Below are 15099 nucleotides of genomic sequence, written 5' to 3' on the forward strand. Positions count from 1 at the left end.
TTGGTGCAGTGTTCTATCCCGCCTCGGAATAAATTCCGAGTCTCATAGCGAAAGTCCTCTAAAAGAGGACTAAAGAAGAAATTTAGTTCAGTCCTCTAAAAGAGGACTTTCGCTATCAGCCCGGAACTTTAGTTCTGGGCGGGATATTTGCTCAGTGTGCGACTTTCACTTGAACAGAAATATTGGGTGGGTAGGATTTTTAGAGATGTGTGTACACCGTAGCCTTTATAAGGGGAGGGTTAGGGTGGGGTAAAACTGACGCGAAAATTCAAGTGAGTAAGCTATTTCTGGGGATGCCTACGGCTGGCTGCGCCTACGCATTTGCTATTTCAGCGATCGCATTTGTTACTTCGGCGTATTTTAGCAAATAGGCGCTACTTCTGCATATTCCGCTTCATTTGCTCTAACTCATCCTGAGTTTCCCAGCTACGGAACTTCTCTTCTAAGTCATCAAACCCACTAGAAAAATTGCTAGTTTGATTCGACCAACCACTGGTTTCAAAACGCTGCTGGGTTTGCGCTTTAGCACGGACTGTCTGTGCTTCGGCTGCTTTAGCTTGTACCTCCTGTCGCCGTTGCTGAATTTTTTGCAGTAGTTCCTGAGATTGGTTAATGCGTTCTTTCAGTCCTTGCATGTGTCCCCAGCGCTGATTTCCTTCGCGCAACAGGGCTGCTTCTCGCTCACCTGCCGCCGCTGCCAAATCCTCTCTCTTGGCGTTTTTGGCTTTTTGAATGCGGATATGCCAACGCTGAATTTCTTGCGCGGTGGAGAGAATTTCTTCTTCCGATTGCTTTTCTTGTAATTTTAAATCTGCGATTAGCTTTAATGTGTCTTCTTCTTGCTCACGCAGCTGTTCTAGCAGCGCCTCTAACTCCAAATGTGGATTGTTACGCAAGAATTCTTCTAAACGGTTTTCTAGAAACCGACTCAAATCATCAAATAAGCCCACTGCTAGAACTCCAGAGATCGGGTGCGTGACTATTTTATTGTAGTGGGCGGAATGTAAATTTTAATAGTTCCCATCGGGTGAACTCTGGATGTTAGTTAGATTTCAAAGTTGGGAAGAATGTATTTGATGAAACTACGCAAATAACACTGACTTACAAAATAAGGCTTTAATCAGTATGAGTTCTGACTTTCAACCGCCACCTAAGAGCTTGTCTATACTAGCTACTGTAGGAGGAGTCGTTACCGCTGCGATCGCGATCGCACTTTTAAATGGTTGGTCTAAGCAACTTTCTAATACTTCTATAAAAAAACCTGAAATATCAACATCCCCAATTGCTTCCCAACCAGAGAAACCCCAAAACCCTGTCTCTAGTGCAAAAGAAGCTGAAATAGTTGCCAGCCTTGATGCTAAATCCGTAGTTTTGCCAGGTCAACCGATTCCTAAAAATCAATTAACAGTAGCTATAATTCCATACGTTGCTCCTGGAGTTGGAAAACTTACCCCAGAAGAAATGACAACGGCCCGTCAAGCTTGGTCATACTTCCAACGCAACTGGAACGATGAAACTGGCTTAATCAATTCCGTTGATGGCTTTGCTGCTGTAAGTATGTGGGATCAGGCAGCAGCGATCGCAGCCTTAGTCAGTGCTAGAGAACTCAATATCGTGCCTGTGGCTGAATTTGAAGCCAAAATGAGCAAAATGTTGAATACACTGGCGTCAATGCCATTGTATAAAGGAGAACTACCCAACAAAGTTTATAATGCGAAAACTCTCGTACCCGTTAATTATGGTCAACTAGAAAAACGGGAAGAAATTGGTTGGTCAGCCATTGATTTAGGAAGAATGGCAATCTGGTTGAAGATTGTCGAGGCAAAGTATCCAGAAATGCGATCGCAAACAGCAGCAGTTTGGAAACATTGGCAAGTCAAGCGTCTGACCAAAAGAGGACAAATGTACGGTACTGCTGTCATCAAAGGCAAAGAACAATACAACCAAGAAGGTCGCTTGGGCTATGAGAATTATGCTGCTTATGGTTTGAAGCTTTGGGGCTTGGATGTTAATAAAGCCTTAGATTATCAGTCCAATGCTGCCTTTGTCGATCTTTACGGACAGGGAATTCCTTACGACAAACGGGACTATAAAAACTCTGGAGCCAATAACTACGTTCTTAGCGAACCCTATATCTTAGATGGCATCGAAACTGGGTTTCAAGCTTTGCCTAAAGCTTATGCCGATCGGATTTTAGCTGCTCAAGCAGCGCGTTATGAAGCGACAAAACAATTAACCGCCGTCACCGAAGACAACTTAGATCGCCCGCCATACTTTGTTTACAGCAGCCTATTTGTCAACGGGCAACCTTGGGCAACCATCGCCGATACTAGAGAACAGCACAACAATTTGCGATTCCTCAGTGCCAAGGCTGCGATCGGCTGGCATGTGCTTTATAACACTGCTTATACCCGTCAGTTATTTGATTTCGTTCAAGGCAATCTTAAGTCTCAAGAAGGCTGGTACAACGGCTTTTATGAGTCTCTGCGTCAGCCGAATAAAACTCTCACCGCTAACAATAATGGTGTAATTCTGGAAAGCTTACTGTATAAGCAAGTTGGGCAGCCACTCACTGTTTGGGCAGGAGTCAGGAGTCATAAGTCAACCGCGAAGACTATAAAGTAGGAGTCAGAATTCAGAATTCAGAATTCAGAATACTCTACGCCACTTGCGGGATAGAGTTTTGATTACGAAAAATATTTATTTTAGTTTCGCTTAACTTCGGGCGTTAGCGCAGCGGGACGTTCGCGGTAGCGTCTCGTAGAGAAGTCCGGTTTTAATCAATCTTCAGACGCTCGCAGACTCGCTATCACCTACTCGTACAGAATTCAATACTGAGTTCTGAATTCTTCTTATAAATCGCATAAAAAAACCCCTAGCATTTCTACTAGGGGTGAGAAATAATACCATTTCACTTGATGTTTGTCTGAGATGACCCTGTTTGTGCCTCTGCTCTACGCAAGAGGCTGGAGTGTTTCTCAAATATTACAGTAAAAAGCGATCGGGTATAAAATTAGCCAACATTTGCCAAGAGCAATTCTCGTTTTTCTGATTTTTGTACTCTCACTTGAGAGTCATCATCAACATCGATAAGGGCTGTGTCTCCATCTGTAATTTCACCAGACAGCATTGCTTCGGCGAGAGAATCTTCTAGGAGGCGCATAATTGCCCGACGTAATGGCCTAGCGCCGTAGCTGGGGTTATAACCTTCTTGTACCACAAGCTCTTTGAAGCGATCGCTAACTTCTAAGATAATTCCCTTTTCCGTCAACCGACCAGCAACTTCACGAAGCATAATTTCGGCGATTTGCTTCACTTCATCCCTAGAAAGCTGGGTGAAGACGATAATTTCATCAAGACGGTTAAGGAACTCTGGACGGAAGTAAGCTTTCAATTCTTCATTTACCAAGGTGCGGATGCGGTTATAACTAGCGTCGGCTTGAGTGTCGAAGTCAAAGCCTAAACCACTACCACCTTTTTCAATCACCTTGGAACCGATGTTAGAAGTCAAAATGATCAGCGTATTCTTGAAGTCCACTTTCCGACCTTTGGCATCGGTAAGATGACCGTCATCCAAGAGTTGCAGCAACATATTGAATACATCGGGGTGTGCTTTTTCGATTTCGTCGAATAGCAGCACTGAGTAGGGTTTCCGTCGCACGGCTTCTGTAAGTTGTCCGCCTTCGTCGTATCCTACATAACCAGGAGGCGAACCAATTAGCTTGGCGACGGTGTGGCTTTCCATGTATTCGGACATATCTAGCCGAATCATCGAGTCTTCCGAACCGAAGAAGTAGCCCGCTAGTGCCTTCGCCAATTCTGTTTTACCAACTCCAGTGGGGCCAGAGAAGATAAAGCTAGCAATGGGACGATTGGGATTTTTCAAGCCAACGCGGGCGCGACGGATACCGCGAGAAACAGCAGTGACTGCTTGCTCTTGTCCGATGAGGCGCTGATGCAGAGTATCTTCTAGGTGTAAAAGCAACTCTGACTCAGATTCAGTGAGCTTATTAACTGGTACACCAGTCCAAGAGGCAACAATTTGAGCGATGTCTTCTTCATCAACTACAGTCGAGTTGACAGGTTGATCGTTTGGTGTAAAAGTTGCTTGCAGTTGTTCTGCGAGTTTTAACTCTTGGCCGCGCAGTTCTGTAGCTTTGTCAAAATCTTGGACTCTGACTGCTGCTTCTTTTTCTTTGGTAACGCCAGCGAGTTCACGCTTAAGTTCTTTATTGGGAGAACTTTGGGAGTTCCGCAGACGAACGCGAGAACCAGCTTCATCAATCAAGTCTATTGCCTTATCTGGCAAGAAGCGATCGCTAATATAGCGGTCTGATAATTCTGCGGCTGCCACAAGTGCCGCATCTAAAATTGTGACTTTGTGGTGCTGTTCGTAAGCACCGCGCAAGCCGTAGAGAATTTGTACGGTTTCCTCTACCGATGGTTCCCCAACCTTAATCGGTTGGAAACGACGTTCTAGGGCGGCATCACGCTCGATATGCTTACGATACTCATCGAGAGTAGTTGCGCCGATGCACTGGAGTTCACCCCGTGCTAAGGCAGGTTTAAGGATGTTGGCTGCATCCAAGCCACCTTCTGTACCACCAGCGCCAACCAAGGTGTGAATTTCGTCAATCACCAGGATGATATTGCCGACAGTGCGGACTTCTTCCACAACTTTTTTGATGCGTTCTTCAAAATCGCCACGGAAGCGAGTTCCAGCTACCAATGACCCCATATCGAGGCTGATAACTTGCTTGTCTTGTAAGCTTTCAGGAACATCCTGATTGATAATACGTTGAGCTAGACCTTCGGCGATCGCAGTTTTACCAACTCCTGGTTCCCCAATCAATACTGGGTTATTCTTAGTACGGCGACCGAGAATTTGGATCGCCCGCTCAATTTCCTTCTGGCGACCAACTACGGGGTCGAGTCTGCCTTCTTGGGCTAATTTGGTCAAATTTCTGCCAAATTCTTCCATTGTTAGCGGTTGGGTGCGCTTTTGATTACCACTACCAGCAAAAGCTGGTGCATTTTCACCCAAACGGCGAACTATGGCACTGCGGACACTCTTGAAGTCAACCCCTAGATTTTGCAGTACTTTGGCGGCGACACCTTCACCAGCCTCGGTTAATCCTAAGAGTAAGTGTTCAGTGTTAATGTAATTCTGTCCCAAACTATGAGCTTCTTTAAACGATTGCTCGAAGAGGCTTTTTACTTTAGGAGTAAAAGGAATTTCTGGTGGTACAAAGCCAGAACCCCTACCAATAATTTTTTCTACCTCGCGACGTGCATCTTTGAGGGTAACGCCTAATTCAGCTAGCACTTTAGCAGCAACCCCAGTTCCTTCTCCCATCAAACCCAGGAGAATTTGCTCAGTTCCTACGAAGTTATGTCCCAGGCGACGTGCTTCCTCCTGAGCTAACATAATTACTCTAATGGCTTCGGAAGTGAAGTGTTCAAACATAATGGGTTATTGCTCCCTCGCTGCTTGGACTTTGGGTGAGATAAAATTCACCCTCATCTAAAGTTTTTTGTATTTTCTTAAGGACTAATGTAACTTTATTTAAAGTTAAGTGGCAGTGGTGAGAGCCGTAAGACATCAGGTGTACTTGCCGTCTAATGTGAGTTAGGAGTAATGAGTTAGGAGTGATGATTAAGTAAGGAGTTATCAATTTTACAATTACCTCTTGCGTGCAGAAGATTATTTTCTTTTGCCTTTTTGCTCCTCTGCTCTCGGCTAAACTTAAAAACCAAGACTCATCATTCTTAACTTATAACTCCTAACTCAGGACTGACAATGACTGAAGCAACGGCCGGTAAAGATCAACAACATCCACTTTATAACCGCGATCGCCCCCTTATTGATATTTTACTCGCTCAAGAGGCGACAGACTATAACTTAGCAGAATTGGCTAGACTGCGAATGCGCTATCAAGGGTTTCCAGGGGCGAGAGACATCCAAAAAGACCTAGATAAAGTCTTGCAACAGTGGGGTTTGACCGAAGACGAGCTTTTTGAGAAAACTCGTCAAATTCACGATTTGGGTGGAATTTACAAAAGCCGTGGCAAGAAAGATGAACAGGATTGGAATTAGTTATTCTTTTCCATTCCTAACTCCTGACTTCGCGCTGGAATCGCGTTGGCAAAGCTCGCCGTAGGCATGGCTAATTCTGTGTCTTTGCTTAATTCAAATGTCACTGTGAATTGGACACCATGTTTTTCTTCTATAATCTACCGGTAAGTGGCTAATCCTAAATCAGTACCTTTACCTACTTATTTAGTGATAAATAGTCTAATATTTTTTAAATATTAAAATAAACCTTGCGATCGCTAGCTCGTTTTCAGAATTAGATGAGTTTAGACAAGTCTTCTCAGAAGTATAAAGCGTGTTTTACTCCTGAATTAGGAAGGTTTTGTTAAACAGGTTGTCCATTAAATCACACAAAATTCCCGGACTCCTTACATACTTTTCGGGTTTTGGGGAAAAGGGGAAAGAAAAAACCTTTAACCCTTGCTCTTTTTCCTTTTCCCAAAACCCGATTCCCAATTAAAAATGCCTAACCGAGAAATATTGGGACTCCTTAGAGGGAAAATCACAGTAAGTACAGAAGCGAAATTTTAAAGACATAATTTGCATTCCATGACTAAGCTCCGAGAATTTGGGATATCAACACAGGAAAATGTCGTTATGTCTGCGTTGGATATACATATGTAGTTGGTGCTGTCCCGTGTCACTCACTAAATCAGTTAGGGATCTTTCCATCTTGGTGTATTCACTTTTGGACTTGCACCGTTGAGGGTATTATTGCTTACCTCATGAGCGAGAGAATGTATTTTATTACTAAGGATAGTTTTGAGTTGAACCAACTCGTATTTAATATAACAAGTACTGAAGAATCAACTTTGTCAGTGATTAATCTTTCCCCTGCGAGCAAGGAGTAATTATGGTTTTAAGTCAATATCAACGTGCTGTAGGCGTATTTACTCATCGGATAGATGCAGAGCGGGCAATACATGAGTTGAGAGATTCTGGCTTGGCGATGGAGAAAGTATCTATACTTGTGCAAAATTCAGATCGCAATCATGAGATTGCCAGTAATGAAGTGACAGAGGGCACTGGTGATAAAGCTGACGAAGGTGCAACAGTAGGAGGACTTTCAGGGGGAGCTGTTGGTGGATTAACTGGTTTATTAGTGGGTCTTGGGACTTTAGCAATCCCTGGAGTTGGCCCCATAATGCTGGCTGGGGCAGCGGCAACTGCTTTGGTTACAACCCTTGTTGGGGCAAGTATTGGTGCTGCCACTGGGACTTTTGCTGGTGCATTAGTTGGTTGGGGAATGTCGTCAGAGCAAGCTAGAGCATATAACGAGCGAGTAGAGGATGGACACTATTTAATAATCGTAGATTGTACATCTTTTGAAATTGCTAAAGTACAAGAAATACTACAGCGTTGGGGTATTGAAGAGTTTGGCATTTACGAGCATCTCAACAGTGAATCTGAAACTACAAATTCTCTGACCCCAACAACTTCTGCTACTGCCATTCCTAATAAAAGTGGGATGATGTCTAAGTATAGTGTTAGTTGCTTTAATAGCATAGATAATGCTGAAGCGGCAATTAAAAATATGTGTATCGCAGGTTTTTCAGTAAACCAAATTTCCTTAATTTGCAAAGACTTTTCTCAATTGGTTGGGTCAACAGGCATTAATTTAAGTGAACGCTTTGACGCTATGAGGTTAGGAATAGCAGATGAGTGGGCACGATTTTATAATGAGCAAATAGAGCAAGGCAATTACATACTTATCGTTAGCGGCACAGATCATGAGCAAGATATAGCTAGGTCTATTCTGTGTAATTATGGGGTTCAAGAGTCTCAAATTTATGACCCAATGTTAATTCGTTCTTAAAAGCGGTTGCTGTCATCAATGGGAGCAAACTTATTTGAGTTTTGGAAGATACAGCAGGATTTAGGATTAAAACACACTTTATATCTGGGTAACAGAATTAGCTTGTGTACCTCACTTTCTTTGAAATCTGCTGTATCAATAAGCAATGGGTTTTGCAGCCTGAAAACTCTACTATTGACAGTAAAATATTTTACTTAAAATTCTCAGCATTTCTGCTACGCTCAGGGTCAGCAGTGAGTGAAGTTGAAGGGTCAAGCTGTATTGCCTCTTTCTCCGTCTCCAGTTGCTCCCGTTGCTTGCCATATTCCCGCAGCTGCTTCAAAAGGTTTTCTTGGGATGAGTTCGGGATAGACGGACTAGGACTTGGTTGAAAGTCGGTATCGGTACTTGCAAAATTAGCCGCTGAGGGATTCATTTCGTAGACTGGTAGCGACTTGTCATTAAACATCGCCTGTTGGGTTGGTGCTGGGATAGGAATTAGATTCTTTGGTTTGCTCACAGCAGCTTTTACCGAATCTAGAGTAGTAGCAACCTGCACTTGTTGCTGCATCTGTTGTGTAGAAGATACTAAACCACTTAAACCATTCACCAATTGCCGCAGATTTTTACGGAAATTAGGATCGCCTGTCAATTCATCTAAATCAGATGTAATTTTTTGGGTATTTTCAAAGGTTACTCGTGCTGAATCTAAAGTTTGTTGCAGCAACACCGCATTTTTTGGATCGTTTAAGGTTTTAGAAGCATCACGTAAATTAGCTGAGGCTTGGGCTGCATTTGCTGAAAGCGTTTCTAAATTGTTGAGTAATTCTCCTTGAGTCAATCGATTGACAGATGGTGATAAGCTACTGACTGTAACACGCAATTGGTTGCTGGTTTCGGTGATATTGTTCAACGCACCAACCAGCGTCGAACGATTTGTTGTCAACAAATTATCCAGGTTGTTTAGCAACCGATTTGCTTGAGTTGCAGTTGCACCGAATTTATTTACTGTTTGATTTGCGGATGTATTAAGTTGGTTTGTCGCCCGTTGTACTGAATTAGCCGTAGCGGAAAAGGTATTAAGTTGTAGTTGTAAGCTTTTGGTCAAACCTTGTAAATCCTGACTTAGCTCACTAAAACTGGATGCTGCGCCTGTGGTAGTTTCTAGAACCCTATTGACATTTCTATAAAATTTTGGATCGTTGTATGCGCCAGCTAGCTCAGTTGAACTACGAATTAGGGCATCAACACTGATGCCAACCTGACCTTTTAAGCGAGAGCCATTACAGACTATGAGGCTGGTATCACAACTTTTATCTAGGGGTTTAGCAACAACCCCAGCAGGCAAGGTTGTTCTTGGCGTGATATCGATAATACTTTCGCTAATTAATCCGCTTTGATTAGCTTCCACTACAACATTACGGGGAATAATGAGGTCAGTTTGGGCAATTTCAATCTCTACATCAATGGCATTCGCACCTGGTCGAACATGGGAAATAGTTCCTACTTTAACACCACGATAGCGAACTGCTGCTCCCTTTTGCATTCCGCCAGCGTTAGCAAATTCTACAATAATTTTGTATGAACGGCCAGCAGCGGTGAATCTATTTAACCACAGAAAGAGTAATCCAAATACCCCTAGTCCTAGCAGGAGTAATAACCCCACAGAACCTTCTCTAAATGTTCGCCCAGACGCGAAGCGGCTTGTCATAAGACCTCGCATTTTTTTGCCTCCACCAACAACCAATAATCAATTAGGTGTTAAAAATTAGGAGTTAGTAGTTAAATTTAACTCCTCACTCCTCACTTTTAAGTTTTTAACCGGCGACTTTAATCGGGCCTTTAACACTTCCACTGATAAATTGTCTGATCAAGGGATGTTCTGTGTTGTATATTTCACTAACTGTACCTTGCCACTGCACTTTACCTTCATAGAGAAATATAAGTCTATCAGATGTACGGCGGATAGTGCTGTCCTGGTGAGTAACAACAGCATAAGTACTACAAACTCCATGTAAACATTGCAAGTGGCGGATTAAATCTTCGATGACTGTTGAGGCAATGGGATCGAGTCCGGCTGTTGGTTCGTCGTATAGTAAAACTTCTGGCCCTTCACTGGGATTATCAGGGTTAGACATAATCGCCCGGGCAAAACTTACCCGTTTGCGCATTCCCCCGGAAAGTTCGGCTGGGTAGAGGTGGCCTATTGCTGGCAAACCTACCATCTCCAATTTTTCTTCTACCAAATCTCGGATGCGCGATCGCGGCAGCTTTGAATTTTGATAAAGTAAAAATCCCACATTTTCCTCCACTGTCAGCGAATCAAATAGGGCCGCCTGCTGAAACACCATACCAATGCCAACCTGCTGGCCACCATCCTCAATCAAACCGTCTCGCCGCTCTCCTTGCACATAAATTTCTCCTTCATCAGGACTAAGTAACCCCGCTATTACTCGTAAGATAGTTGATTTCCCAGTCCCTGATGGCCCAATAATTCCCAGTGCTTCTCCCCGGTAAATGGTCAAGTCTACATTATCTAGAACTTTATTGCTACCAAAGGACTTAGAAACACCTTTCAGTTCAATCAATGGTTCAGTCATTAGTTATTAGTCATTGGTCACTGGTCATTGGTCATTAGTCAGTAGAAAATAAACAAATGACCACTGAGAACTAACAATGGACAAATATGCCCAATAATGATTTCATACTTACTTGGTAGGAAATTATTATTGTATAGTATATTATAAGTACATAATTAGCATTCTGATTAACAAACTTTATTTTTTTAGCATAATATTTAGTTATTTGCGATGTTTAACGTCTCCAAATACGCTCAACGCAAGGTTGACGAAAACACCGTAGTAATTAAACATCTCAGTAACGTGAAAATAAGATTCCAGTTTTCTGTAGACATAAGCAAAGTCATTTAATAGTATTACTATACTACTTAAGGTTATAACTAATTCAGAGAAAACTTACAGCAAAAAAAGCTAATTAAGTAGGTTGATACAAGATATAAAAATCAGGTTTAAGTTGTAAAAATCAAAAAATCCAGACTTCCAAATTTTTATGTAAGCCAAAAACCTGTTTTTCATAAATGATGAAGTATGGCTAATCACAATTATTAGATAATTGTAGAGGTTAATAGCATTATCCGCCAATCTGAGAATTGGCAAAGTCAAAAATTATTTACTAGTATTGTAAAAAATACTGTTAAAAATCAAAGTAGAAATTATGAGTAGCCAATTAGAGCAGTTTGCAAGTGATAATTCCTCTGGTATTTGTCCTGAAGCACTGGAATATATGATTAGGGCAAATCAAGGTAGTGTTCCAGCTTATGGAAATGATGAATGGACTCAAAAAGCGGCAGATTATTTTCGGGAACTCTTTGAAATTGATTGTGAAGTATTTTTTACCTTTAACGGCACAGCTGCAAATTCTTTATCTTTAGCTGCTCTTTGCCAGTCATATCACAGCGTCATTTGTCATGAGACATCTCACATAGAAACAGACGAATGTGGCGCACCTGAATTTGCATCTAATGGCTCTAAACTGCTACTTGCTCACGGTAAAAATGGCAAATTAACATCAGAGTCTATAGAGTCGATTGTTACTAAACGTACTGACATTCATTATCCCAAACCTAAAGTTATTAGCATTACACAATCAACTGAATTAGGAACTTTATATTCTATTGAAGAACTTTTAAGTATTAAAGAAGTTGCAAACAAATATAACTTAAAGATTCACATGGATGGCGCTCGTTTTGCAAATGCAGTTGCCGCTATGAATAAAAGCCCTGCTGAAATTACTTGGAAAAGTGGAGTGGATGTATTGTGTTTTTGTGGTACTAAGAATGGAATGGCATTAGGTGAAGCCATTCTTTTCTTCAATAAAGCGCTAGCAGAAGATTTTGATTATCGATGCAAGCAAGCAGGCCAGCTAGCTTCAAAAATGCGATTTATTTCGGCTCCTTGGTTGGGTTTGTTAGAAACTGGTGCTTGGTTAAAAAATGCCAGACATGCCAATCAATGTGCTGAATACTTAGAAAATCAATTATTAAACATAGAAGGTGTTGACTTGATGTTTCCTAGAGAAGCCAACGCCGTATTTGTGAAATTACCTGAAGAAGTCATTCACAGCTTAAAAGCCAAAAACTGGCAGTTTTATACATTTATTGGTGTGGGAGGAGTACGTTTTATGTGTTCTTGGAATACTACTCAATCAAGGATTGATGAGTTGATTGGTGATATTAAAAATGCAACAATCAAATAAGTGCAGCAATCCTAAAATTTAATACGATTCAGTTAAGGATAATTGGTCTTTCAAGATGCGATAAATCGCGTCTATACATGAGGTTTTGTTGCTCATTCTCAACTGTATTGTTTTAAAATTGCTTCTGCTTATTATAACTGATCGTGTCAGCGCTTACTTGGTATGTAACTTCAATTGTAATTTTGATTGTTGCCACAAACCCAAATGCTTATTTTTAGCATTAGCTTCTGCAATTAAAAATTGGGTTTTGCTCTCATAGCAATTTTGTAAAGATTCTTGGTCAACGACGGCATTACCTGACTCTACTAAAAGTAAATTTACTGACCGATTATCTACAAATACTTCACCCGCTGGACGACCACTTTTAATTTGTTCTGTGCTTCTAATCACGACAGGAGTTTGAGGTGGTAATAGCTGTTTTAGCCTTTGTGTTGCTGCTAAACCATAGCGCTTGTCAGTTGCCTCTGGTGCATTAATACACGCTAACTTGACTATAGTTGTTTGTCCTGCATTATCTTTAACCAAAATTGTGTTCCCATCTGTAACACCAACGACTGTACCTAACACCAACATTAGTTGAAGTAATTCCATCATTTTATATGTAATATTTTATGCACACATAGAATTTTATTTCGGTGCTTAGGTTACTAGTGTGATTTAGCTCACAAGTTGTAAATAAAAACAAAAGTAAAAAATATTATCAGTGGCAAAATATGGCGTTTATATGAATCAAAATTTCATTTAAGCTTCTAGAATATGATTAAATTTGCACTGTTGTTGATAGAAATGATAATTATCAATAGCTGTTGCAGCTCTTTCAGCAAACAATTCCACAATTTGGATGTCTTCTTTTATAAAATCACGTGGTAGACGATTAAAAGAACAGATAGTACCAATCACTTCACTTTCAGCAGTCTGCAATGGTATCCCTAAATATGCACAATAACCTTCTGGAGCCTGTCCATCTTCTGGGTGTTTTTGAGCATCTTTTACTGCTAATGATTGACCCATTTTGATAACAGTACCAGTTAGTAAACCATGTAGTGAATAAACATGTTCGCCTTCGCCCATTTCAAGGGTACTGGCTAGAACCGTTTCAAACCCCTCTTGGCAAAAGGTAACAACTGTCCAATCAACTCCAATGAGTTCGCTGACTCCGCAAGCAATGTTGTGCAAATAGCTACCCAGTTCGCCAGTTCGATAGTTCAAAGAAGATAAACGTGCTATTATTTGCCGCTCACGATGCCAAGTTTGCTTGTGCAACAACATTTCGTCATCACTGGTTTTGCTCATGGATGCCTATTGCATGGGTTTTGAAGCCTGTTTCCGCAAGTTTGATTTGGGTAGCGGCGATTTTAATCGTTAAGTGTAAGAGTACTCCAAGTAAAAAAATACCCAATTGTCATTGCGAGCGAACGCAATGATGGGTTTTGGCTCATTTATTTTTTGGAACACTCTAAGTTGATAGAAAGATTCTACTAAAGACATCTGCTATTTGTATACAACAAAATTATGAAATTTTACTTAACTAAATTTAAAATTATACAGGAATTAAATAAGTAAAAATAAGCGGTATCATTGTAAGCAAAGTTAAATAATTTTAGAAAATTATGCTTGGTTGACTTCAGTCTGTTACGTTTTTGATAATTTACTTGTATTTATTTATACCTAAACACTTGCGAAAAGTTTAGATTTTGCTGAGAAATCTATAAGAACTTTTTAAACAAAATCTCAGCTTTTTAGAGATTAATCCTTAGATATCCATAATTTTATGACTAATTATATAAGCAATAATTAGTTCAAATCTCAATTCAAAACCTATATTGTTGTTTATGAAAATCAGAAATTTATTAATACTAATTTTGTCTTCTATTGTCATGATTAGTTGTGTCCGAGAAGTATCAAATAATGAGTCTAAAGAAGTTGCGATCGCAGTGAATACATCTATTCCCAAATCTTCAACTCCGGCAAAGTCTTTAACCCCTTCGGTACAATCTCAGAAGTCAGGCACTTTTGTTTCTGGAGAACATACAACTCAAGGAACAGTCAGTATTCTTAACAAAGACAGTAAATCATTTCTAGAGCTTGGAGAATCGTTTCAAACCTCGGAATCAGGCCCGGATTTAGTCGTAATTTTGCACCGTTCAGATAATGTAATTGGTTCAACGAAGCCGCCAAATTATTCTTTAAAAAATGGGGACTATATCATTCTTGCTCCCTTAAAAAAATATAGTGGCGCTCAAACATATTCTATTCCTAACAATATAAATTTAGCAGATTACAAATCTGCTGCTATCTGGTGTCGCAAGTTCAACGCTACTTTTGGTGCTGCTAAGTTGAGTAGTTAATAATTAACTAATTCCTAAAAAACATCCCACAAGGAAATCGCTATGACAGTCAATTTACAAGGAATATTACAGCAACCAGGACAAGGTTCTTCATATTGGGTGCTTGGAGATTTGTATACCTTTAAAGCGGTAGGTGAAGAAACTGGTCAAGCTTATGCTCTAATTGAGATCGCTGTTCAACCACAAAACGGTACACCTCCTCACATTCATAGTCACGAAGATGAAGCTTTTTATATTCAAGAGGGAGAATTAGAATTTCAGCTTGATAACCAGATTATCTTAGCAATTCCTGGAACCTTCCTTCACTCTCCTAAAGGTCAACTCCACAGGTTTACAAATATCAGTACAAAGCCAGCAAAATTACTTTGCTGGTTCACACCAGCAGGGTTAGAGAAGTTTTTTATGGAAGTAGGTGTGCCAGTCTCGGAAAGGACGCAATTACCTCGCGTTAATCCCGCAGATATCGAAAAAGCTTTGGCTGCTGCTTCAAAATATGGTCTTGAAATTATTCCCCCTTCTGCTGAACCTTCGCAGCTGACGGGGTGACAAAGCAGCTGAAGCAAAGACAGGAGAAGAGTGTGACCGTT

The 15099-nt window shown here is 40.8% G+C and carries 11 protein-coding genes and 1 pseudogene; 6 read left to right on the forward strand and 6 right to left on the reverse strand.

What is annotated here, in order from left to right; genetic code table 11:
- Window positions 1-374: 374 nt before the first annotated feature.
- On the reverse strand, window positions 375-950 hold the full coding sequence (locus RMX69_RS23900; RefSeq protein WP_289796108.1) for a TIGR04376 family protein: 576 nt from the start codon (window positions 948-950) through the stop codon (window positions 375-377).
- Between the two features lie 175 nt (window positions 951-1125).
- Here RMX69_RS23900 and RMX69_RS23905 point away from each other — a divergent pair, with 175 nt between their 5' ends.
- A complete protein-coding gene (locus tag RMX69_RS23905) occupies window positions 1126-2625 on the forward strand; it encodes a DUF3131 domain-containing protein (protein WP_289796107.1) in 1500 nt (499 codons plus the stop codon).
- Window positions 2626-3013: 388 nt separating this feature from the next.
- Here RMX69_RS23905 and RMX69_RS23910 read toward each other — a convergent pair whose 3' ends face one another.
- Window positions 3014-5467 carry an ATP-dependent Clp protease ATP-binding subunit gene (locus RMX69_RS23910; RefSeq protein ID WP_322638915.1) on the reverse strand — a complete coding sequence of 818 codons (2454 nt, stop codon included), beginning with the start codon at window positions 5465-5467 and terminating at the stop codon, window positions 3014-3016.
- Window positions 5468-5800: 333 nt separating this feature from the next.
- On the opposite strand from RMX69_RS23910, the gene RMX69_RS23915 reads away from it, so the two are divergent.
- Both RMX69_RS23915 and RMX69_RS23920 read left to right on the forward strand, forming a co-directional pair.
- Window positions 5801-6097 carry a DUF3288 family protein gene (locus tag RMX69_RS23915; protein WP_322638916.1) on the forward strand — a complete coding sequence of 99 codons (297 nt, stop codon included), beginning with the start codon at window positions 5801-5803 and terminating at the stop codon, window positions 6095-6097.
- A gap of 850 nt (window positions 6098-6947) precedes the next feature.
- Window positions 6948-7910, forward strand: coding sequence for a general stress protein (locus tag RMX69_RS23920; protein WP_322638917.1), 963 nt, complete (start codon window positions 6948-6950; stop codon window positions 7908-7910).
- 190 nt (window positions 7911-8100) lie between these two features.
- On the opposite strand, the gene RMX69_RS23925 is transcribed toward RMX69_RS23920, so the two are convergent.
- Both RMX69_RS23925 and RMX69_RS23930 read right to left on the reverse strand, forming a co-directional pair.
- Entirely contained in the window at window positions 8101-9612 is a 1512-nt protein-coding gene (locus RMX69_RS23925; protein ID WP_322638918.1) for an MlaD family protein, read from the reverse strand.
- Between the two features lie 94 nt (window positions 9613-9706).
- Window positions 9707-10489, reverse strand: coding sequence for an ABC transporter ATP-binding protein (locus RMX69_RS23930; RefSeq protein ID WP_322638919.1), 783 nt, complete (start codon window positions 10487-10489; stop codon window positions 9707-9709).
- 634 nt (window positions 10490-11123) lie between these two features.
- Between RMX69_RS23930 and RMX69_RS23935 the strand changes: the two genes are divergently transcribed.
- Entirely contained in the window at window positions 11124-12164 is a 1041-nt protein-coding gene (locus RMX69_RS23935) for a low specificity L-threonine aldolase (RefSeq protein WP_289796102.1), read from the forward strand.
- Window positions 12165-12317: 153 nt separating this feature from the next.
- On the opposite strand, the gene RMX69_RS23940 is transcribed toward RMX69_RS23935, so the two are convergent.
- Both RMX69_RS23940 and RMX69_RS23945 read right to left on the reverse strand, forming a co-directional pair.
- On the reverse strand, window positions 12318-12758 hold the full coding sequence (locus tag RMX69_RS23940; protein WP_289796101.1) for a thermonuclease family protein: 441 nt from the start codon (window positions 12756-12758) through the stop codon (window positions 12318-12320).
- A 150-nt stretch (window positions 12759-12908) separates the two neighbouring features.
- Window positions 12909-13457 (reverse strand): annotated as a pseudogene (locus tag RMX69_RS23945) (GAF domain-containing protein); the annotation flags it as partial.
- Window positions 13458-13996: 539 nt separating this feature from the next.
- Here RMX69_RS23945 and RMX69_RS23950 point away from each other — a divergent pair.
- Window positions 13997-14512, forward strand: a complete 516-nt coding sequence (locus RMX69_RS23950; protein WP_322638920.1) for a DM13 domain-containing protein — start codon at window positions 13997-13999, stop codon at window positions 14510-14512.
- Window positions 14513-14554: 42 nt separating this feature from the next.
- A complete protein-coding gene (locus tag RMX69_RS23955; protein ID WP_322638921.1) occupies window positions 14555-15058 on the forward strand; it encodes a quercetin 2,3-dioxygenase in 504 nt (167 codons plus the stop codon).
- Window positions 15059-15099 lie beyond the last annotated feature (41 nt).

The organism is Nostoc sp. EspVER01, assembly GCF_034530635.1.
In the GTDB taxonomy this organism is placed as follows: domain Bacteria; phylum Cyanobacteriota; class Cyanobacteriia; order Cyanobacteriales; family Nostocaceae; genus Nostoc.